Source organism: Duganella sp. GW821-FHT01E12 (genome assembly GCF_059422325.1).
In genome coordinates this window covers 71,343-93,448 of the sequence record NZ_JBWKWR010000002.1, presented here as the reverse complement: position 1 = coordinate 93,448, position 22,106 = coordinate 71,343, and the positions used below count along the sequence as shown (strand labels likewise).

General features: G+C 66.2%; 13 protein-coding genes. 11 read left to right on the top strand and 2 right to left on the bottom strand.

Annotated elements, in window-relative coordinates:
* Window positions 1–70: 70 nt before the first annotated feature.
* The 8 genes from AC07WS_RS05655 to AC07WS_RS05620 all read left to right on the top strand — a co-directional run bounded on the left by AC07WS_RS05655 (window position 71) and on the right by AC07WS_RS05620 (window position 8,495).
* Entirely contained in the window at window positions 71–1,456 is a 1,386-nt protein-coding gene (locus AC07WS_RS05655; RefSeq protein ID WP_161085827.1) for a replicative DNA helicase, read from the top strand.
* A 59-nt stretch (window positions 1,457–1,515) separates the two neighbouring features.
* Window positions 1,516–2,142, top strand: coding sequence for a DUF47 domain-containing protein (locus AC07WS_RS05650; protein ID WP_494728122.1), 627 nt, complete (start codon window positions 1,516–1,518; stop codon window positions 2,140–2,142).
* 31 nt (window positions 2,143–2,173) lie between these two features.
* On the top strand, window positions 2,174–3,184 hold the full coding sequence (locus AC07WS_RS05645; protein WP_117014909.1) for an inorganic phosphate transporter: 1,011 nt from the start codon (window positions 2,174–2,176) through the stop codon (window positions 3,182–3,184).
* 111 nt (window positions 3,185–3,295) lie between these two features.
* Entirely contained in the window at window positions 3,296–3,682 is a 387-nt protein-coding gene (locus AC07WS_RS05640; protein WP_494728121.1) for a hypothetical protein, read from the top strand.
* Between the two features lie 196 nt (window positions 3,683–3,878).
* Window positions 3,879–6,374 carry an MASE4 domain-containing protein gene (locus AC07WS_RS05635; RefSeq protein WP_494728120.1) on the top strand — a complete coding sequence of 832 codons (2,496 nt, stop codon included), beginning with the start codon at window positions 3,879–3,881 and terminating at the stop codon, window positions 6,372–6,374.
* 139 nt (window positions 6,375–6,513) lie between these two features.
* Window positions 6,514–7,308, top strand: a complete 795-nt coding sequence (locus tag AC07WS_RS05630) for a metallophosphoesterase (protein WP_494728119.1) — start codon at window positions 6,514–6,516, stop codon at window positions 7,306–7,308.
* Between the two features lie 10 nt (window positions 7,309–7,318).
* Window positions 7,319–7,780, top strand: a complete 462-nt coding sequence (locus tag AC07WS_RS05625) for a GNAT family N-acetyltransferase (RefSeq protein ID WP_494728118.1) — start codon at window positions 7,319–7,321, stop codon at window positions 7,778–7,780.
* A 130-nt stretch (window positions 7,781–7,910) separates the two neighbouring features.
* Window positions 7,911–8,495, top strand: coding sequence for a hypothetical protein (locus AC07WS_RS05620; protein ID WP_494728117.1), 585 nt, complete (start codon window positions 7,911–7,913; stop codon window positions 8,493–8,495).
* Here the strand turns inward: AC07WS_RS05620 and AC07WS_RS05615 are convergent.
* Together AC07WS_RS05615 and AC07WS_RS05610 are read right to left on the bottom strand one after the other, a co-directional pair.
* Complete coding sequence (locus tag AC07WS_RS05615) at window positions 8,378–10,735, bottom strand: ATPase, T2SS/T4P/T4SS family (RefSeq protein WP_494728116.1); 2,358 nt, start codon at window positions 10,733–10,735, stop codon at window positions 8,378–8,380. The genes AC07WS_RS05620 and AC07WS_RS05615 overlap by 118 nt on opposite strands.
* Before the next feature lie 10 nt (window positions 10,736–10,745).
* Window positions 10,746–11,642, bottom strand: a complete 897-nt coding sequence (locus AC07WS_RS05610; RefSeq protein ID WP_494728115.1) for an MBL fold metallo-hydrolase — start codon at window positions 11,640–11,642, stop codon at window positions 10,746–10,748.
* Window positions 11,643–11,838: 196 nt separating this feature from the next.
* Here AC07WS_RS05610 and AC07WS_RS05605 point away from each other — a divergent pair, with 196 nt between their 5' ends.
* The 3 genes from AC07WS_RS05605 to AC07WS_RS05595 all read left to right on the top strand — a co-directional run.
* Entirely contained in the window at window positions 11,839–13,458 is a 1,620-nt protein-coding gene (locus AC07WS_RS05605) for an HD domain-containing phosphohydrolase (protein WP_494728114.1), read from the top strand.
* Window positions 13,459–13,467: 9 nt separating this feature from the next.
* The gene (locus tag AC07WS_RS05600; protein ID WP_494728113.1) at window positions 13,468–15,747 is read left to right on the top strand and encodes a CHASE2 domain-containing protein; all 2,280 of its coding nucleotides are present in this window, start codon (window positions 13,468–13,470) and stop codon (window positions 15,745–15,747) included.
* A 252-nt stretch (window positions 15,748–15,999) separates the two neighbouring features.
* On the top strand, window positions 16,000–22,106 hold a 6,107-nt coding region (locus tag AC07WS_RS05595), incomplete at its 3' end, for a YDG domain-containing protein (RefSeq protein ID WP_494728112.1).

The following is a 22,106-nucleotide window of genomic DNA, read 5'->3' as shown; positions in this document are numbered from 1 at the left end:
CGGGCTTGCCCGGCTTTTTTCTCGTCATAAATTTGTAATACGGCTCAAGCAAGCAGGTATAATTCGCGCCATGAACGCCCCCTCCGATCCGCAAGTAGATTCACTCCGCGTCCCGCCGCATTCCATCGAAGCAGAACAGTCCGTCATCGGCGGCCTGCTGCGCGATAATGCGGCGTTCGACCGCATTGCGGACATGATGCACCCCGAAGACTTCTACCGCTACGACCACCGCATCATCTACGAGCAGATCGTCAAGATGATAAACGGCTCCAAGCCGGCCGACGTCATCACGGTGTTCGAGACCCTGACCCAGCTGGGCAAGGCGGAGGACGTGGGCGGCCTGGCCTACCTGAACGCGATGGCGCAAAACACGCCATCTGCCGCCAACATCCGCCGCTACGCCGAGATCGTGCGCGATCGCTCCATCCTGCGCCAGCTGATCACGGTCGCCGACGAGATTTCCGGCCAGGCCTTCACGCCCCAGGGCAAGGAAGTCAAGCAGATGCTCGACGAGGCCGAGTCCAAGATATTCGCCATCGCCGAGCAGGGCGCGCGCGGCGCGGCCGGCTGGCTGCCGGTGCAGCCGCTGCTGACCCAGGTGGTGGAGCGCATCGACGAGCTGTATTCGCGCGATTCCGGCTCCGAGATCACCGGCGTGCCGACCGGCTGGATCGACCTCGACCGCATGACCTCCGGCCTGCAGCCGGGCGACATGGTGGTGGTGGCCGGCCGTCCGTCGATGGGCAAGACCGCGTTCTCGATGAACATCGCCGAGAACGTCGCGGTGGAAGAGGGCTTGCCGGTGGCCGTGTTCTCGATGGAGATGGGCGGCGTGCAGCTGGCCATGCGTATGCTGGGCTCGGTCGGCCAGCTGGACCAGCACCGCCTGCGCACCGGTAAATTGAACGACGAGGATTGGCCGCGCCTGACGCACGCCATCCAGAAAATGAACGACGCCCAGGTCTACATCGACGAGACCCCGGCGTTGAACCCGATCGAGATGCGCGCCCGCGCGCGTCGCCTGTCGCGCCAGTGCGGCAAGCTGGGCCTGATCGTGGTCGACTACCTGCAGCTGATGCAGGGTTCCACCCCGGGCGACAACCGCGCCTCGGAGATATCCGAGATTTCCCGATCGCTGAAAGGCCTGGCCAAGGAGCTGCAGTGCCCGGTGATCGCGCTGTCGCAGCTGAACCGCTCGCTGGAACAACGCCCCAACAAACGTCCCGTCATGTCCGACCTGCGCGAATCCGGCGCTATCGAGCAGGACGCGGACGTCATCATCTTCCTGTATCGCGACGAGGTCTACAACCCGGACTCGCCCGATAAGGGAACGGCCGAGATCATCATCGGTAAGCAGCGTAACGGCCCGATCGGCTCGGTACGCCTGACCTGGATCGGCCAGTACACCAAGTTTGGCAACTATGTCGGTAACCTGGCGCTGTATCAGGGCGACTAATCTTTACGCCGTCCTTATCCGGGCGGCGATCTGCAGTAATTAATGGAACGGAGAATACAATGTTTGGACGTTTGATGCCCACCGAGGGCAAATTTTTTGACCTGTTTAACCAACACGCCGAGCTGTGCGTCAAAGGTGCAAAAGAAATGCTGGGCCTGATGTCCAATTTCGACGATCTGGAAAATCGCGTGCACGCGATCGAGAGCATCGAGAAGCAGGCCGACAAGATCACCTACGCCACCGTCGACCTGCTGCACAAGACCTTCATCACCCCGATCGACCGCGACGACATCCACAAGCTGATCACCCGCATGGACGACATCCTGGACCTGCTGGAAGACGCGGCCCAGACCGTGTCGCTGTACGACCTGCACTCGGTCACGCCGGAAGCCAAGCGCCTGGCCGAGCTGGTGCTGGCCTGTACCGAGAAGGTGCGCGACGCCGTGGCCCTGCTGCACAACATGGACAATTCGCGCCAGATCGTCGCCATCTGCGAAGAGATCGACCGCCTGGAATCGGATGCCGACCACGTGATGCGCGCCGCCATGTCCAAGCTGTTCCGCGACGAACCGGACGTGCGCAACCTGATCAAGATGAAGGCCATCTACGAGATCCTCGAAACGGTGACCGACCGTTGCGAGGATGTGGCCAACATCATCGAAGGCATCATCGTCGAAAACGCGTAAGCGTCATAACTACAACAAAGAATAGTCCAACATGCATACCCTACAAATCAGCATCTACGTGCTGGGCGTTCTGATCGCCCTGGCGCTGGTGTTTGACTTCATGAATGGCTTCCACGACGCCGCCAACGCGATCGCGACCGTGGTCTCGACCGGCGTGCTCAAGCCGCAGACGGCGGTGGCCATGGCCGCGCTGTTCAACTTCACCGCCATCTTCGTGGTCGGCCTGCACGTGGCGTCCACGGTGGGCAAGGGCACCATCGACCCCGGCATCGTCGACCAGTACGTGATCTTCGGCGCGCTGGTCGGCGCCATCGCGTGGAACCTGTTCACCTGGTACTACGGCATCCCCTCGTCGTCGTCGCACGCGCTGATCGGCGGCCTGGTCGGCGCCGCGGTGGCCAAGTCCGGCACCGGCGCGTTGGTCGGCGGCGGCCTGCTCAAGACGGTGCAGTGGATCATCCTGTCGCCGCTGATGGGCTTTGTGTTCGGCTCCATCATCATGCTGATCGTCTCGTGGATCTTCGTGCGCTCGACGCCGCGCCGGGTCGACAAATGGTTCCGCCGCCTGCAGCTGGTGTCGGCCGCGTCATACAGCCTGGGTCACGGCGGCAACGACGCGCAAAAGACCATCGGCATCATCTGGATGCTGCTGATCGCGGTCGGCCAGGTGCCGGCCGGCGACGCCTCGCCGCCGCTGTGGGTGGTGATCTCGTGCTACACGGCGATCTCGTTCGGCACGCTGTTCGGCGGCTGGCGCATCGTCAAGACCATGGGCCAGAAGATTACCAAGCTCAAACCGGTGGGCGGCTTCTGCGCCGAGACCGGCGGCGCGCTGACCCTGCTGATCGCCTCGCACTTCGGCGTGCCGGTCTCGACCACGCACACCATCACCGGCGCGATCGTCGGCGTCGGTTCGGCGCAGAAGATGTCGGCGGTGCGCTGGGGCGTGGCGGGCAACATCGTGTGGGCCTGGGTGTTCACGATCCCGGCCTCGGCGTTCGTCGCCGCGCTGGCCTGGTGGGTCGGTCACCACATCATGTAAAAACAAGGGAGCTGCGGCTCCCTTTTTTGATGTCAGGATGCCGGCGCCAGGCCCAGGCCACGATCAAGTCCGGCTTGCGTTAGAATCGCAAATTCTCCTGATGGGCATGCCATGTTGAAAATCGATTTTGCGCAGCTGATGTTGTTGGCCCGGGCCTCGGCCGATGTGACGGCGCCGTGCAGTTGCTGTACCGTTTCGCTGGCGGCGTGGCAGCGCCTGCCGGCCACGCTGGAGCTCGACCGCTTCGAGGAAGTCGGCACGCTGATGGACGACCCCTACGACGAGCCCACCTTCGCCGAATACCATCCCCACGGCACGCGCTACGAAAGCGACGACGCGCCCATCGCCCCGCGCTACTATCCGAGCAACCTGAGCCAGGTCGCCCGCTGCCTGAACTGCGGCCGCCACTACCTGCGCTACAACGAGGCGGGCGGCTACTTCACCGAACTGCGCATCCGCGCCTTGCAGCCGCAGCTGCTGGTCGACGTCGCGCTGTAGTCGTTGCAAGTGGCATCGGCTGAGTGTATGGGGGGGCGAGTACCGTTGCGCCGCCGCGCGGTTACGCCTTGATGCTGGCGCCAGGCGCTGAGTTTCGACCTGTTCCGCCGGAGGTGAAACGGCGGGCTGGCGGGCGCATCTGCAGATGCTACAATGACTTGCAGGCTGAAAGGCCGGCACCCATCGCGGAGGAGGCATGACAGATTTATCGCCGGCGGCAAGCTTGCCATTGTTGCCATTGATGGCGGCAGACCGGCAGGCGCGCAGGCGCGCGCTCGCGCTGACGCTGGTCTCGGCGGTGGTGTTCTGCGCGCTGCTGCCGTACACCCAGGTGCCGCTGACGCCGCTGGCAGCCTTCATCCCCATCTACGAATCCAGCCTGCTGCTCAACGACCTGATCACCGCCGCGATGCTGTTCGGGCACTTCAGCGTGCTGCGCTCGAAATCGCTGCTGGTGCTGGCCGGCGGCTACCTGTTCACCGCGCTGCTGACCGTGCCGCACATGCTGACCTTCCCGGGCACGTTTTCGCCGGCCGGCCTGTTGGGCGGGCACAGCCAGGCCACCGCCTGGCTGTATGTGTTCTGGCACGCCGGCTTCCCCGTTTGCGTCATGGCGCACGCGCTGCTGGGCCATCGCGAGCGGCAGCGGCCGCACGCCCGCCTGACGCCGCCGCGCGCCGCGCTGTGGGCCATCGTCGCGGCGATCGCGGCCGCCGGCGCCTTCACCGTGCTGGCCACCGTGGGCCACGAGCTGCTGCCGCCCATCCTGGAGGCCGGCCGCTACACGCTGGCCGGGCGCATCGCGCTGGCGGGCACCTGGGCCTGCAGCGTGGCCGCGCTGGCCGTGCTGTGGCGCTATTCCAGCCGCTCCATGCTGGACCTGTGGCTGGGCGTGGTGATGGCGGCCTGGTTGTGCGACATCGGCCTGTCGGCGGTGCTCAACGCCGGCCGCTACGACGTCGGCTGGTACGCCGGCCGCATCTACGGCCTGCTGGCGGCCAGCTGCGTGCTGATCGTGCTTCTGTTGGAGAGCAACAAGCTGTTCGCCCGCCTGGTGGTGTCGCACGGCCAGGCTGTGCAGCGCGGCGCCGACCTGCACAGCATGAACCTGCAAAACGAGCGGCGCGCCATGCAGTACGCGAACGCGCTGGAGGAGCTGCATTTTAAGGAGGAGGAAATCCGCGCGGTGGTGCACAACATCGCCGACTGCGTGCTCACCACCGACGCCGCCGGCGTGGTCAAGAGCGCCAATCCCGCGCTGGACAAGGTGTTCGGCTACGCCGCGGCGGACGTGCTGGGACGCCACATCTCGCTGCTGATACCGGAACTGGCGGCCGACAGTGAACGCGCCTTCATCCGCGACGGCGAGGTCGGCGGCCTGCACCGCGATGGCCGCCAGCTGTCGCTGGAACTGGCGATGAACGATTTCGAGGTGCACGGCATGCGGCGCTCGGTGGTGGTGCTGGCCGATATCGGCGAGCGCAAGCAGTTCGTGGCCGAGCTGCGGCGCGCGCAGATCAACGCCGAGCAGGCCAACCAGGCCAAGTCGACCTTCCTGGCCAACATGAGCCACGAGCTGCGCACGCCGCTCAACGCCATCCTCGGCTTCGCCCAGATCCTGCTGTCGGACAAGATGCCGGTGACGCCGGAGAAGCGGCGCGAATTCACCCAGCACATCCTCAAGGCCGGCAAGCACCTGCTGGTGCTGATCAACGAGGTGCTGGACCTGGCCAAGGTCGAGTCGGGCACGCTGTCGCTGTCGCTGGAACCGGTCGAGCTGGAAGAAATCATGATCGCCTGCCAGCAGATGATAGGCCCGCTGGCCGACAGCCGCGAGCTGCGCCTGCGTTTCGTGCTCGACCCCGGCATGTACGTGCAGGCCGACCACACGCGCCTGAAGCAAGTGCTGCTGAACCTGCTGACCAACGCGGTCAAGTACAACCGCAAGGGCGGGCTGGTCAGCGTGACCTGCATCGCACTCTCGCCGCAGCGCACGCAGATCGCGATCCAGGACGGCGGCGAGGGACTCACGCAGGCCCAGCTGGCCCAGCTGTTCCAGCCCTTCAACCGCCTGGGGCGCGAGGCGCTCAACGAGGAGGGCACCGGCATCGGCCTGGTGATGACCCGGCGCCTGGTCGAAATGATGGGCGGCACCATCGGCGTGAGCAGCACGGTGGGCGTGGGCAGCATGTTCTGGATCGAGCTGAACGCGGCGGCCCGCACCGAGACGCCGGACTTCGGCCAGCCCCAGCCGGCCGGCCCGGCGCTGGCCGCGCTGGCCGGGCAGCGCAGCTTGCTGTACGTGGAGGACAATCCGGCCAACCTGACGCTGGTGCGGGAATTGGTCGGCTTCCGCGGCGACCTCACGCTGCTGAGCGCCACCGAGGCCAGCACCGGCCTGCGGCTGGCGCGCGAGCAGCGGCCGGACGTGATCCTGATGGACATCAACCTGCCCGGCATGAGCGGCAACGAAGCCATGGCGCTGCTGCGCGCCGATCCGGCCACGCGCGACATCCCGGTGATCGCGCTGTCGGCCAACGCCATGCCGCAGGATGTCGCGCGCAGCCGGCAGGAGGGCTTTCTGTGCTATCTGACCAAGCCCCTGAGCGTGGACGTGTTCAACGAGGCGCTGGACACGGCGCTGCGGCGCGCCGAACCGCAGGCGGTCGGTCCCCGCGACGAGGCGGGCTGATAAGCGGGGCGGGCCGCCGCCGTCCCGCGCCGCCCCAAATAGGCTATCATGCCGCCTCTTTACCCGTTTGATCGTTTTTCCCATGAAAGTTCCCCGCAGTAAGCATTATTCGCCGCGCCGTAGCAAGTTGGAGGCGCTGGTGAATGTCGTCCTGATGGGGGGCGTGGTGAGCGCGCTGAGCTACCACTGCCGCTTGCACGGCCGCCTGGGCGTGACCCGTCACGCGATCGCGCTGCCGGCCGGCAAACGCCTGCCGCGTCCGCTCAAGATCGCGTTCGCTTCCGATTTCCACGCCGGCCCGCCCACCCACGCCGGCATCTTCAACGACTTGTTCGAGCGCATCGCCGCCGAGCGGCCGGACCTGCTGCTGATGGGCGGCGATTACGTGTCCGGCCCGGCCGCCAATGCGGCGGTGCTGTGTCCTGCGCTGTCGGCCTGCCGGCCGCCGCTGGGCAAGTTCGCCGTGCTGGGCAACCACGACCTGTCCACCGACGACGGCGACATCTGCCGCCGCTTCGAGGCGGCCGGCGTGCAGATGCTGGTCAACCGCGCGCTGGCGCTGCCGGCGCCGTTCGCCCACGTGTCCATCTGCGGCATGGACGATCCCTGGACCGGCCAGCCCGACGGCGCCGCCACCTTTGCCGGCGCCGGCGCGGTGCGCGTGCTGCTGATGCACGCGCCGGACGGCCTGCTGTCGCTGGACGGCCGGCGCTACGACCTCGCCTTCGCCGGCCACACGCACGGCGGCCAGATCGCGCTGCGCGACGGCACGCCGCTGGTGCTGCCGGCCGGTCCGCTGTCGCGTCCCTATCATTATGGACGCTTCCCGGTGCGCGGCAATGGCGACCTGATCGTCAGTCGCGGCGTGGGCTGCAGCCGTATTCCGGTGCGCATCAACGCCGATCCCGAGCTGGTCATCTGTACTGTGCAATAATCTGCACACCATGCATACCGACATCCAACTCCAGACCGAAGACCCCACCGCGCGCGACTCCCGGTTGTTGATGGAGGAGTTGTCGACCGCGCTGGAAGCGATCACCGGCGACAGCGGTAACGCCTCGTTCGACATCGACGACGTGTGCGGCCCGGCGGGCTGCTTCGTGGTGGCGCGCGACGCCGCCGGCCTGGCGCTGGGCTGCGGCGCGCTGCGGCCGCTGGAGCCGGGCGTGGCCGAGATCAAGCGCATGTACGCGCGCCACGGCACCAGCGGCGTCGGCAGCGCGGTGCTGCGCTACCTGGAGGAGCAGGCGCAGGCGCTGGGCTACCAGGCCCTGTGGCTGGAGACGCGCCTGGTCAACCGCCGCGCCGTCGATTTCTACGAGGCGCGCGGCTACCACCGGATCGCCAACTACGGCAAATACATCGGCAACCCGCTGGCCGTCTGTTTCGAAAAGCAATTGCCGTAGTAGCACGCGCGGCTTAAGCGCACGTTAGCTGTCGGCATGGTCTTACGCGTGGATGGCGGGTGCGCCGCTTCCGCGCCGGCGTGAAGTTGGCCATAATGTTGTTCGTTTTTTAAAGAGGAGATTGCCGATTATGCGTATCACCGATCAGCGCTACCTTGCCAGCGACAACCGCTATTCCTCCCAACCCTGCCTGCTCAGCATTCTCGAACTGGACCACGACAGCCCCACGCCCGCCGCCATGCAGGCGCTGGAGCGCCGCTTGCAGGCCGCCTTGCCCGGCCTGCGCCGCCAGCGCGGCCTGGTGGGCAAGCGCTGCGACCAGCTGCCGCCCCTGGTGCCGCTGGTGCAGCAGGTGGCGCTGGAATTGCGCCGGCTGGCCTTCAATGAAGTGACGCTGGGCTTCGTCGGCGTGGTGCCGCGCATGCGCGACCGCTACCGCCTGGTGCTGCCGTATTCGGCGCGGAGCGCGGCAGCGCCGGCGCTGTCGATGGCCACGCAGCTGGTCGATACCATGCTGGCCGGCCGCTCGTTCAACCTGAAGGCCGGCGTGTCGCGCCTGCGCGCGCTGGCCGACCGCCGCGCCGTGCCGCGCAACGCCTACTTGATGCAGACCGCCCGCACCATCTTGATGTCGGTGATGCCCAGCAGGACCTTCTCGATGCCGTCCATCTTCAGGGTCAGCATGCCGTCCTCCAGCGCGGCCGCCAGCAGCTGAGCCACCCGCGCATGCTCCTGTAGCAGCTTCTTGACCTTGTCTGTGCCTATCATCAGCTCGTGCAGGCCGACGCGCCCCTTGTAGCCTTTGTTGCACTCGTCGCAGCCGATGGCGCGGTACAGCGTGAACTTGCCATCCCTGGCGTAGCGCTGGCGCCAGCCGGCCAGCACCGCCGCGCGGCCGGCGGCTGCGTCCTTGAGGAAACTCTCCGTGCTTTGCAGCTCTTCGCAGAACTCCGTCAGCAGCAGGTTCAGTTCCTCCTCGCCCGGGTGGTAGGCCTGCTTGCAGTTGGCGCACAGGCGCTTGGCCAGCCGCTGCGCCAGGATGCCCAGCAGCGCGTCGGCGAAGTTGAACGGGTCCATGCCCATGTCCAGCAGCCGCACGATCGATTCCGGCGCGCTGTTGGTGTGCAGCGTGGCGAACACCAGGTGGCCCGTCAGCGACGCTTCGATGCCCATGCCGACGGTTTCCTTGTCGCGCATCTCGCCGACCATGATGATGTCCGGATCGGCGCGCAGGAAGGCGCGCATCACGGTGGCGAAGTCCAGCCCGGCCTTGCGGTTGACCTGCACCTGGCGCAAGCCTTTCTGCGTGATCTCGACCGGGTCCTCGGCGGTCCAGATCTTGGTGTCCGGCGTGTTCAGGTAGTTCAGCACCGAGTGCAGCGTGGTGGTCTTGCCGGAGCCGGTCGGGCCGCAGACGAAAAACAGGCCATACGGTTTCTCGATGGTGGCGCGCAGGCGTTCCAGGTTGAACGGCAGCACGCCCAGCTTGTCGAGCGGGATGGGTTCGCCGGCCGCCAGGATGCGCATCACGATGTCCTCGACACCGCCGGCCGAGGGGATGGTCGCCACCCGCAGTTCGATGTCCAGCGGGCCGTATTTCTTGAACTTGATCTTGCCGTCCTGCGGCTTGCGCCGCTCGGAGATGTCGAGGTCGCACATGATCTTGACCCGCGCCACCAGCGCGCTGCGGTACGAGGCCGGGATCTCGATGTAGGGCACCAGCGTGCCGTCCTTGCGGAAGCGGATGCCGGTCTTGCCCTTGCCGGGCAGCGGCTCGATGTGGATGTCCGACACGCCCTGGCGGTAGGCGTCGACGATGATCTTGTTGAGCAGCTTGACCAGCTCGTTCTCGACCGCCTCCGACACCTCGGCCGAGCCGCCCTCGGCATCGCCGTCGTCGTCGTCCATGCCCGACAGCAGGTCGCCGACGCTGCCGCTGTCGCCGGCGGCGCCGAAGAAGTGCTCGACCATCTGGCGGAACTCGCGGTTGCCCGTCACGCGGAACACTGGCTTGGCCTTGGGGAAGATCTGGTTGACGATGTGGGTGTTGGCCACCCGTTCCGGGTCCAGCGCCACCACCAGCATGCCGTCCTTGCCGTCCTCCAGCGGCATCCAGCCGGATTCCTCGATGTACTGGCGCTTGAGGTTCTTCAGCAGTTCCACCGGTTTGATGCGTTCAGGCCGGAAGTGCTCGTACGGCACGCCGAAGTGCCGCTCCAGCGAGGCGCCGATGGCGGCCGGCTTGACCTGGAATTCGTCGATCAGCACCTCCTCGATGTCGTGGTCCTTCTTGCGGGCCGAGCGCGTGGCCAGCTCCAGCTCGGGCGCCGACAGCACCGCGTCGGTCACCAGTCCGTCATATTTGGTGCGTACCATTTGCGGTGGCTTCATGCGCTGGCTGAAGGCCACCGACAGCGTCTCGCACAGCTCCTTCACGCCGGCCTCGGCGATGGCGGAGAAGGGCGCGCGGTCGCGGTTGTTGATGAACTGGACCACGCCCAGCAGTTCGCGCGACTGCACCGCGATCAGCGGCGCCACCAGCATCTGTTTGGTGCGGTAGCCGGTGCGCTGGTCCACGCCCTGCTGGAAGCGCAGCTCCGGCGAGTAGCGCGCCAGCTCGGCCTGGTCGTAGACGTCGGCGATGTTGACGGTCTTGCGGGTCAGCGCGACGTAGCCGGCGATGGAGGCCGGCGTGACCGCCAGCTTGAGGTCGCGGAACGAGGTCAGCCCGGTCTTGACCTTGGAGACGATGTAGTCCTTTTCATGGTCCATCGCGTACAGCGTGAAGCGGTCGCAGTTGAACAGGTCGCAGAACTCCATGCCCAGGTCGAGCATGATCTCGTCCAGGTTGCTGGTGGCGTGGATCTTGGTGGTGACGGTTTGCAGCTTCTGGAAGAACGCCAGCCGCAGGTCGACATCGCTGGGGTGTGGACTGGGGAGGCCGGCGTCGTTCATGGTGCCCTCGCTAGGTCAGATGGACTTCCATGCCTTCGTAAGCGAGGAAGACTTTCAGATCGCCCAGCAGCGGCGCGTGGCGCGCCATTACCTCGGCGAACACGGCTTCGAGTTCGTCGTCGCTGCGGGTCGGTTCATGATGGGTGCAGTATAGCGCTTTGGCGCCGGTGCGCAGCGCCAGCGAGAACGCCGAGTCGAAGGTGCCGTGGCCCCAGCCCTGCTTGGCCGGGTATTCCTCGCGGGTGTAGGAGCAGTCGACGATCAGTGCGTCGACGCCCCGCACGGTGGCGTCGATGGCGGCGTTGCGCTGGTCCATCCACCGCTGGTAGGCGTCGTGCTCCGGATGGCCGGGCGGGTGGATGTTGTAGTGCGGCTCGTGGTCGCCGGTGAAGAACACCGACTTGCCGTGGCATTCGATACGATAGCCGAGGTCGGTCACGGGATGGTTCATCACCACGTTGTGCACGGTGGCGTCGCCCACCTCGATGGGCTCGCCGACGGTGAGCGTGCGGTATTCGATGGTGGCGTCCATCTGCGTTTCGCTGACCGGGAAATAACTGTTTTGCAGCTGCACGCCCATCACGTGTTCGATGCCGTTGCCGGTCACCGGGTCGGTCACGCCGTGCAGGCGCACGCGGCTGTCGCGCACGAACAGCGGCGTGAAGAAGGGCAGGCCGTGGATGTGGTCCCAGTGGCTGTGGGTGATGAAGATGTTGGCGTGGATGGGCGTGGTCTTGTTCTGCAGCAGCGACTGGGCCAGCGAAAAAATACCGGTGCCGCCATCGATGACGATCAGGGTGTCGTCGTCGGTGCGCACTTCGATGCACGTGGTGTTGCCGCCGTAGCGCGCGGTGCGCGGCCCGGGGGAGGGAATGGAACCGCGCACTCCCCAAAAAATAAATTTCATGCTCAATCCCTGTATTTTTTTGCTCGATACGCCGGTCGATGATAGCTTTTTTTTTCTGCAACAGGGAAAAACCCGACACTGGCCGCGCTATATTTGTGTCGCCGAGCATTTGCCGATGTACAACAGCTTGTGCTGGGGCTACACTTTACCTGTGCAACTGACGCCAGCCCATGCAACCGGTATTTAAAAAGCAATTATGCAAGAGTTGAATCAAACCCAGATCGCACAGCGGCTCGACCAGCTGACGGAGTTGAGCGTCCAGCTGGGCGGCAGCCATGATACCGATACGCTGTTGGAGCGCATCCTGATCGTGGCCAAGAGCTTGACCAACGCCGACGGCGGCACCCTGTACCGCCCCAGCGAGGACAAGCGCCACCTGGATTTCGCCATCCTCATCAACGACACCTTGCAGACCCACCAGGGCGGCGTCAGCGGCGAGCCGATCTCGGCGCCGGGCGTGCCGCTGTTCGACGACAACGGCGAAAAAAACCTGGCCTCGGTGGCGGCCTACGCGGCGCACTTCGGCCTGTCGGTCAACATCGAGGACGTGTACAAGGCCGACGTGTTCAACTTTTCCGGCATGGTCAAGTTCGACCAGCTGCGCCACTACCATTCGCAATCGTTCCTGACGGTGCCGATGAGCGACCACGAGGGCGAGCTGGTGGGCGTGCTGCAGCTGATCAACGCCAAGGACAAGACCACCGGCGCCATCCGCGCCTTCAGCCAGACCGACCAGCGCTTCATCGAGGCGCTGGCGGCGCAGGGGGCGGTGGCGCTCACCCACCAGCGCCTGATCGGCCAGTTGGAGGAACTGCTGGAAGCCCTGGTCAACCTGATCAATATCGGCATCGATGAAAAATCGCCGTACACCGGCCGCCACTGCCAGTTCGTGCCGGAACTGACGATGATGCTGGCCGAGGCCGTGCACGCCACCGAGACCGGCCCGATGGCCGGGTTCCGCATGACCGACGCCGACCGCAAGGAACTGTGGCTGGCCGGCCTGCTGCACGATTGCGGCAAGATCACCACGCCGGTGCACGTGGTGGACAAGGCCACCAAGCTGGAAACCATCTTCGACCGCATCGCGCTGATCGACACCCGCTTCGAGGTGCTGCTGCGCGACGCCGAGATCGCCGCCTTGCAGCGCAAGCTGGAAGCGGGCAGCGACCACGCCGCCATCGACGCCGGGCTGGCCGCGCAGCAGGCCGCGCTGCGCGCCGACCGCGACTTCATCCGCGCCGCCAACGTCGGCGGCGAGGGTATGGCGGCGGCCGACCAGGACCGCGTGCACGCCATCGCCCGCCACCGCTGGACCGGCCCGGACGGCGCCGAGCGCGACTTCCTCGACGCCGACGAGGTGATGAACCTGACCATCAAGTTCGGCACCTTGACCGAGCCCGAGCGCAAGCAGATCAACAACCACATCTCGATGACGATCCGCATGCTGGAGGCGCTGCCCTGGCCCAAGCACCTGAAGAACGTGCCGGAATACGCCGGCGGCCACCACGAGCGCATGGACGGCAAGGGCTATCCGCGCGGGCTGACCAAGGAGCAGATGTCGGTGCCGGCGCGGCTGATGGCGATCGCCGACATCTTCGAAGCGCTCACCGCCAAGGACCGGCCTTACAAGAAGGGCAAGATGTTGTCGGAGTCGCTGCGCATCCTGGGCAACTTCTCGCTCAACGGCCACATCGATCCCGACCTGTTCGACATCTTCATCCGCAGCAAGATCTATCTGCAGTTCGCCCACAAGAACATGGACGAGAAGCAGATCGACGTCATCGACGAATCCCTCATTCCCGGCTACACACCGTAAGGAGCGCGCGTGCGCCTGATCCCCGCCAAGTGGACCAAGGTCTTGCTGAAGTACGGCCCGCGCTGGCTGCTGGGCGTGCTGATCACGGCGGCCGGCGTGCTGTACTCGCTCAACATATGGGACAGCGAGGCCGTGGCCCGCTTCGACAACCTGCTGGCCGGCGAGCGCATGAAGCTGGCGGCGCCGGTGCTGGACCCGCGCATCGTCATCGTCGACATCGACGGCAAGGCGCTGACCGAGTTCGGCCGCTTCCCGTGGAGCCGCAACGTGCAGGCGCGGCTGATCTCGCAGCTGACCGGGCACTACCAGGTGAAGGCGGTCGGCTACGATATCTCCTTCCCCGAGCCGGACACCAGCTCCGGCTACGGCGTGCTGGAAAAGCTGTCCCAGCAGGAGCTGAGCGACGTGCCCGCGCTCAGGCAGAAGCTGGCCGAGCTCAAGCCCGCGCTGGACTACGACGGCCTGTTCGCCGCCGCGCTGAAAGGGCAGCCGGTGATCCTGGGCTTCAACCTGTCGCCGGACCAAGTCAAGGGCGAGCTGCCCAAGCCGCTGTTCACCGAGCGCGACCTGAACGGCCGCGAGCTGACCGCCTACAACGCCCCCGGCTTCGAGGCCAACGTGCCGGTGCTGCAAAGGGCGGCGGCCGGCGGCGGCAGTTTTTCCGTGTCCACCGATCCGGACGGCATCGTGCGCTCGGCCTACCTGATCCAGCAGGTGGGCGAGAACTACTATCCCTCGCTGTCGGTGGCCACGGCCGGGCTGTACCTGGGCGCGCTGGCGATCAAGCCGCTGCTGACCGAATCGGTCGACCAGCTGTCGCAGAGCCAGCTGGAAAGCGGCGGCTACGACGCGCTGACCTTTTTGCTGCCGGACCACAAGCAGCGCGTGATTCCGGTCGGCGAGGCGATGACCACGGTGGTGCAGTTCCGCGGCACCGGCGGGCCGTCCGGCGGCGCCTTCCGCTACGTGTCGGCGGCGGACGTGCTGACCGGGCGCGCGCCGGTCGCGCTGCTCAAGGGCACGGCCGTGCTGATCGGCACCACCGCGCCCGGCCTGGTCGACCTGCGCGCCACGCCGGTCAAGGCCGAGTATCCGGGCGTGGAGATCCACGCCAACATCATCAAGTCCATCCTCGACAACCGCTTCAAGTCGCGCTCCTACGCGGCGTTCGTGATCGAGGCCGGGCAGATCCTGGCGATCGGCCTGCTGCTGAGTTTTGCGCTGGCCGCGCTGTCGCCGCTGCGCTCCATCCTGCTGGGCGTGCTGGTGCTGGCCGCCAGCTTCGGTCTGAACTACTACGAATACAGCTCGCTCGACCTGATCTACAACCTGGCCATGCAGCTGATCGTGATCGCCTCGGTGTTCGTGCTCAACGTGGCGTGGGGGTATTTCTTCGAGGTGAGAAAAGGGCAGGCGCTGGTGTCGCGCTTCGGCGAATACGTGGCGCCGGAGCTGGTGGCCGAGATGGCCGACGACCCGGAAAAATACAATATGGACGGCGAGAGCCGCGAGCTGACCGTGCTGTTCGTCGACGTGCGCGGCTTCACCACCATCTCCGAGGGGCTGACGCCCAAGCAGCTGCGCGAGTACATCAACCTGTACCTGACGGCGATGTCGGAGGACATCCGCGACAGCCATCGGGGCACGCTCGACAAGTATATCGGCGACGCCGTCATGGCCTTCTGGGGCGCGCCGGTGGCCTTCCCCGACCACGCCAGCCGCGCGGTGGCCACCTCGCTGCTGATGCAGGCCAGCGCGCGCCGGCTCAACGAGGACTTCATCGCGCGCGGCTGGCCGCCGCTGAAGATCGGCATCGGCCTGAACACCGGCCTGATGCACGTGGGCGACATGGGCTCGAAGATCCGCCGCGCCTACACCGTCATGGGCGACGCCGTGAACCTGGGCTCGCGGCTGGAGGGCATCACCAAGGTCTACGGGGTCGGCATCGCGGTGGGCGAGGCCACCCGCGCCGCCGCGCCGGAGTACGCCTACCGCGAGCTGGACCTGGTGCGGGTCAAGGGCAAGCACGAACCGGTGGCGATTTTCGAGCCGATTGTTCTGGACAAAGACCTCGATCCGTCCACGCGCAAGGAGTTGGAACGCTGGCATGCGGCGCTCGCTGCTGTTCGTATGCAACAGTGGGATCAAGCCATGCAGATTATCGTTGAATTGCAGGCAACATTTCCTGAGCGCAGTCTCTACTCCTTATATACTGAGCGCATCGCCTACTATCGCGCCCATCCGCCCGGCGCGGACTGGGACGGCGTGACCACTTTCGAGACCAAATAGTGGAAATTGCTTAAACATGAAGGCGAAATAAATAGGCGCAATCTCGCCACAGGCAGGGAAAAATCTGCCGTCCGGAAAGGAAAAAATGTGGCGGCCTCGGCAAAGAAGGCTACACTTAGAGGAATATTAGTTTCCTTGTGGCTATGCTTTGCGGGTGCGTTTCCCCTTCTGCCCTACAACAATTCCGAGTAACCAGTCCGCGGCATTCCGGAGCGCGCGGACACCAATCCCCACCGGATAGAGGATGCCGTTATGAAAGCCGATACCAGCCGCCCCCCGCAACGCCGCGCCAACACCGCGCCGCTGCGCCGCAAACTGATCGCCGTCATGGTGGCTGCCTGCTATTCCGCCGCCCAGGCGGGGCCGGGCAATCCGACCGTGGTGGCGGGCCAGGCCAGCTTCAACCTGCAGGGCAAGACCTATTCGATCACCAACACGCCCAACACCATCATCAACTGGCAGAGTTTTTCGGTGGCGCCGGACGAGATCACCCGCTTCATCCAGCAGAGCGCGGACAGCAAGGTGCTCAACCGCATCACCGGCCAGAACCCGACGCAGATCCTCGGCTCGCTGCAATCGAACGGCAAGGTGTTCCTGATTAATCCGAACGGCGTGATCTTCGGCGCCGGTTCGCGGGTCGACGTCAACGGCCTGGTGGCCTCCAGCCTGGCGATCTCGAACGCCGACTTCCTGGCCGGCAAAAACAACTTCAGCGGCAGCGCCACGGCGGGCAAGGTCAGCAACGCGGGCACCATCACCACGCCGTCCGGCGGGCAGATCTTCCTGGTGGCGCCGGCGGTGGAAAACAGCGGCGTGATCTCCGCGCCCAACGGCGAGGTGATGCTGGCGGCCGGCCACAGCGTGCAGCTGTTCGATTCCAAGGATCCGAACGTGCAGGTGGTGGTGTCGGCGCCGGCCGACCAGGCGCTGAACCTGGGGCAGATCGTGGCGCAGGGCGGACGGGTGGGCGTGTATGGCGCGCTGGTCAGCCAGCGCGGCAGCATCAACGCCAACAGCGCGGTGCGCGGCGCCAACGGCCAGATCGTTCTGAAATCGAGCGGCACCACGCTGGTGGAGGCGGGCAGCACGACCACCGCGACCGGCAGCAACCTGAACACCGGCGGCGATATCCAATTGCTGGGTCCGCTGGTGGGCTTGACCGGCAACGCCGTGGTCGACGCCAGCGGCGCGGCCGGCGGCGGCACGGTGCTGGTCGGCGGCGACTACCAGGGCAAGAACGCGGCGGTGCGGAACGCGCAGCAATCGTATGTGGGCAAGGACAGCGTCATCAAGGCCGACGCCACGGTGAACGGCGACGGCGGCAAGGTCATCGTCTGGAGCGACCAGGCCACGCAGATGTTCGGCAGCATCTCGGCGCGCGGCGGCGCCAACGGCGGCAACGGCGGCTTCGTCGAAACCTCCGGCCACTACCTGGACATGCGGGGCACGGTCGACACCCGCGCGCCCCAAGGCGTCACCGGCAAGCTGTTGCTGGACCCCAGCGATGTGTATATCGCCGACAACAGCAGCGTGTCCGGCGTACCGAACTCGGTGGGCAACCTGAATCTGCTGGCCGGCGGCGGCACCTTCCTGGAGTCGGGCAGCGTGCAGGATTCGCTGCTGTTGACCAACACGCTGCACACGGCGCTGCTGGCCAGTAATGTGACGGTCAGCACGGGCAACCCCAACGGCAGCGGCGGCGGCGATATTTCTGTGCTCAGCGAGATCCTTCTGCCGTCAGGCCGGACCCTGTCGCTGACGGCGGACCGGGACATCAACCTCAAGGCGCCGATCACCGGCGGCGCCAGCAACCTGGTCCTGACGTCGGGCCGCTCCATCGTGCAGGTCACCGAGCCGATCGCCGCGCTCACGGTCAACAACCTCAACGCGATGGCCGTCACCAACCTTACGCTGGAAAACGACAGCAACTCCATCAGCGGCGTGGCGTCGCTGCAGGCGACCAGCGGCAATGTGCTGCTGACGGCGGCCAGCGCCAACCTGGGCGGCAGCAGCGCGGGCGGCACGTTGACGGCCAAGGCCGCCAACGGCAACCTCACGGTGAGCGGCAACGTCAGCAGCACCGGCAACATGACGCTTACTTCGACCAAGGCCGACGGCCTGGTCACGGTCAACAACGGCGCCGCCATCGCTTCATCGGGCGGCAACATCACCGTGCAGGCCGATAACATGGCGCTGAACGGCACGCTGTCCGCGACCACCGGACACGGCGTGCGGCTGACGCCTTACTCCGACACCGCCAGCATCCAGGTCGGCGCCGGCGCGGCCGACGGCACAGGCGTGCTGGGCCTGAGCCAGACCGAGCTGGCCGGCGTCCACCTGCCGCTCAACGGCTGGCTCAGCATCGGCGACGCCGCCGGCGGCAGCGGCTACGGCAGCAACACCGGCAACCTGTCCGTGGTGGGCAACCTGGACCTGACGGGCGGCCAGAACGCCGGCACGCTGACGCTGTTCAGCCAGGGCGGCAACATCAGCGTCGGCAGCGGCGCGGCCGTCAACGGCAGCGGCGTGGTCAGCCTGGTCACGCATCCAAGCGGCGACTACGGCATCACCAATGCCGGCAGCATCACGTCCAGCTCCGGCATCAACCTGTACGCCGGCAAGATGACGCTGGCCGGTGGTTCGCTCACGGCCAGCTCGGTCAGCCTGGGTTCGACCAATCCGGTCGACCTTGGCGCCGCCGGCAAGCCGGCCAGCACGCTGGCGCTGAGCGGCGCCGACCTGGCCAGTGCCCACACCAGCTGGCTGACGATCGACAATAACAACAACTCTGTTGGCAACATCTTGGTCAGCCAGCCGCTGACGCTGACCAACAACCTGGCCCTGACCGCCACCGGCGGCATCAGCCTGCAAGCGGCGCTCAGCACCAGCGGCCTGGCCCTGAACGCCGGCACCAGCATCAGCGCCGCCGGCAGCGTGACCGTCAACGGCATCTTCAATCTGCAGGCGGGCAACTGGAGCCAGATCGGCAGCCTGCCGGGTTTCAGCGCCACCGACTTCCGCATCGCCGGCGGCAGCTTCATACGCGCGGCGGCCGGCGACGGCAGCAGCGGTTCGCCTTACCAGCTGGCCGACATCTACGGCTTGCAAGGTGGCGGCTCGCTGTCGAGCGGCACATTCTACAAGCTGATCAACGACATCGACGCCAGCCCGACCGCGCACTGGAACCAGATGGGCTTTGGCGTCTATCAGGGCTTCAAGCCGATCGGCGGGAGCGCTTACAGCGGCACGTTTGACGGCAATCACAAGACCATCAGCGGCCTCTACATCAATCTGCCGACCACCAACCAGGTCGGGCTGTTCTCGGTGCTCGACACGGGCACGATCCGCGACGTCCGGATCGCCGGCGCGACGGTCGAGGGCAACAGCTATGCCGGCGTGCTGGCGGGCAGCGTCCAGATGGGCGGCACCGTCAGCGGCGTGGCGATCGAATCCAACCTCTACGGCAATGGCTCGAACATCGGCGGGCTGACGGGGTATTCCAATGGCGCCATCAGCAATTCCTACGTGGTCGGCAATGTGATCGGCAAGAACGCCAACAGCATCGGCAGCACCGGCGGCCTGTTGGGCGGCAACGGCATGTACGGCACCTTGAACGCCACCTACAGCAGCGGCGACGTCAAGACCAGCACCAACGACCTGGTCTACGCGCTGGTCGGCGCCGGCGCCAATGGCGGCGCGGTGACGGCCAGCTTCTTCAATGCGCCAAGCGCTGGCAACGACAGCGCCGGCGCGGTCGGACGCACGCCGGCGCAGATGAAGCAGCAAGCCAGTTTCACCGGTTTCGACTTCGACGGCGGCTCGTCGGTGTGGCGCATCTACGAAGGCCACACGACGCCTTTGCTGCGCGGCTTCCTGACGCCGCTGTCGGTGCACGTGACCGGCACCGGCAGCAGCAAGGATTACAACGCCGCTTCGGCGGACTTCGGCCAGACTTACACCCACGCCGACATCAGCGGCACGCTGGGCTACGATGGCGCGGTCAATGCCGGCACCTACAACGTGGGCGGCCTGTATTCGACCAAGTACGACATCAGCTACGACGCCACGGCGCCGCTGGTCATCAACGCCCGCCACATCACCGCCACCATCACCGGCGCCAGCAAGACCTACGACCGCTCGACCGACCTGGTGCTGGGCACCTCCGACGGCACCTACGGCTTCAGCTACAGCAACACCGTCAACGGCGACCTGCCGGGCATCTGCGGCGCCCTGAGCTTCGCCGACAAGAATGCCGGCACCGGCAAGACCATCACCGTCGCCAGCCCGACGCTGATCAACAACCCGTACAACAACTACGTGCTCGACGGCGTATCCGGCACCGGCACGATCAACCAGGCCAAGCTGCCGATCACCGGCCTGAGCGCCCCGGGCCGCACGTATGACGGCACCACCAACATCAGCCTGAACGGTACCGCCTCGGTCAGCCCGATCGGCGACGATATCGTGACGCTGGCCGGCACCGGCACCGCCACGCTGCAGAACAAGAACGCCGGCGCCAGCAAGCTGGTCGTGGTATCGCTCGGTAACTACAGCTTGTCCGGCGCCGACGCCGGCAACTACCAGCTGGTATCGCCGCCTAGCCTGATGACGGAAATCGCGCCGGCGCAGTTGAGCGCGAGCGGCGTCACCGCCAACAGCCGCGTGTACAACACGGACTTGAATCCGGCCACCAGCCAGTACGGCACCTTGGCGACGCTGAACGTCGGCAGCGGTACGCTGAGCGGTGTGATCGGCAGCGACGTGGTCACGCTGGCCAGCGGCAGCGGCTCCTTCTCCGACCGCAACGTCGGCAACAACAAGAACGTGATGGTGACCGGCTTCACGCTGGGCGGCGCCGACGGCGGCAACTACGTGGTGACCGGTTTGCCCACCGGCCTGACCGCCAACATCACGCCGGCCCCGTTGACGGTGACCCTGGCCAACCACCAGTACGACAACACGACCAACGCCACCTTCGCCGGCGCCACGCTGAGCGGACTGCTGGGCACGCCGGCCGGACTCGATGCGGTGTCGCTGCTGATCGGCGAGGGCAGCACCGCCAGCTACGTCGACAAGAACGTCGGCGTCAACAAGACGGTCAACGTCACCGGCTTCGCGCCGTCCATCACCGGCGCCGACGCCGGCAACTACACGCTCAACCCCGGCGTCCAGGGCACGATCACGGCGCGGCCGCTCTCGACCTGGAGCGGCAGCGGCGGCGGCCTGTGGAGCGCCGCCGGCAACTGGGTCGACAGCATCGCGCCGGACGGCGCCAACGTGCTGGCCGCCAGCATCGGCAGCAGCGCCGGCACCATCACCTACGACGCCAGCGCCGGCAACACCACGCTGAACACGCTCACCGTCGGCAGCGGCACCCAGCTGGCGCTGACCGGCGGCGCGCTGACCATCGCCAGCGGCGGCAGCCCCTCGTACCTGAACGGCGCCACGCTCAACCTCAACGGCGGCAGCCTGGCGCTGAACGGCGCGATGTCGGTCACCAACCTGACGCTGGCCAACGGCGTACTGAGCGGCACCAACAGCGCCGCCGCGCTGACCGTCAACAACCTGGTGCAGACCAGCGGCAGCATCGACATGAACGGCTCGCTCAACGTCTACGGTTTCGGCAACGTGGCGATCGGCGCCGTGCGGGCGCAGAACGGCATTACGCTGGCCGTGGGCGAGGGCGGCGGGACGATCACCCAGACCGGCCCGCTGGTGACCGACAGCCTGCACGCGGTGGCCACCAACGGCATCACGCTGACCGACAGCGGCAACCATGTGGGCGCCTTCGCCGCCACCAATGCCCATGGCAGCATCCTGCTCAACAACACGGTCGCCAGCGGCGAACTGGCGCTGGGGACCTTGACCACCACCAACGGCAACATCGTCATCGACAATCACGGCGGCATCCATACCGGCGGCACCATCCATGCCTACAACGGCGCCGTGTCGATCACCGCGCACAGCCCGATCACCGTGAGCGACCAGGTGATCGGCGACGACATCGCGCTGTCGGCCAGCACCGACATCACCTTGCTATCGGGCTCGCAGCTGAACGCCAGCAATTCCATCAAGATGTTGGCGACCAATAACATCGTGCTGGGCGGGGGGCTGAGTGTGAGTTCGCCGACCGGCAGCATCTCGGCGCTGGCGGTCAATGGCAGCATCAGCGTCGGCAGCGCGACCACGATCAACAGCAATGGCGCGCCGGTGTCGTTGGCCGCTCCGTTCGGCTCGGTGAGCGCGGCGTCGATCACGCTGGGCAGCGGCACGGTACCGGTCATCAATTCCGGCGGCTCGGCCGCGGCCGCGGCCAATGCCTCCGCCACAACGGCTGCCAACCTCGCGGCCGCCGCCCA

What these genes read in the sequence shown, in the direction of transcription:
- AC07WS_RS05655 (WP_161085827.1), top strand. Translation starts at nt 71, where the DNA reads ATGAACGCCCCCTCCGATCCGCAAGTAGATTCACTCCGCGTCCCGCCG.
- AC07WS_RS05650 (WP_494728122.1), top strand. Translation starts at nt 1,516, where the DNA reads ATGTTTGGACGTTTGATGCCCACCGAGGGCAAATTTTTTGACCTGTTT.
- AC07WS_RS05645 (WP_117014909.1), top strand. Translation starts at nt 2,174, where the DNA reads ATGCATACCCTACAAATCAGCATCTACGTGCTGGGCGTTCTGATCGCC.
- AC07WS_RS05640 (WP_494728121.1), top strand. Translation starts at nt 3,296, where the DNA reads ATGTTGAAAATCGATTTTGCGCAGCTGATGTTGTTGGCCCGGGCCTCG.
- AC07WS_RS05635 (WP_494728120.1), top strand. Translation starts at nt 3,879, where the DNA reads ATGACAGATTTATCGCCGGCGGCAAGCTTGCCATTGTTGCCATTGATG.
- AC07WS_RS05625 (WP_494728118.1), top strand. Translation starts at nt 7,319, where the DNA reads ATGCATACCGACATCCAACTCCAGACCGAAGACCCCACCGCGCGCGAC.
- AC07WS_RS05620 (WP_494728117.1), top strand. Translation starts at nt 7,911, where the DNA reads ATGCGTATCACCGATCAGCGCTACCTTGCCAGCGACAACCGCTATTCC.
- AC07WS_RS05615 (WP_494728116.1), bottom strand. Translation starts at nt 10,735, where the DNA reads ATGAACGACGCCGGCCTCCCCAGTCCACACCCCAGCGATGTCGACCTG.
- AC07WS_RS05610 (WP_494728115.1), bottom strand. Translation starts at nt 11,642, where the DNA reads ATGAAATTTATTTTTTGGGGAGTGCGCGGTTCCATTCCCTCCCCCGGG.
- AC07WS_RS05605 (WP_494728114.1), top strand. Translation starts at nt 11,839, where the DNA reads ATGCAAGAGTTGAATCAAACCCAGATCGCACAGCGGCTCGACCAGCTG.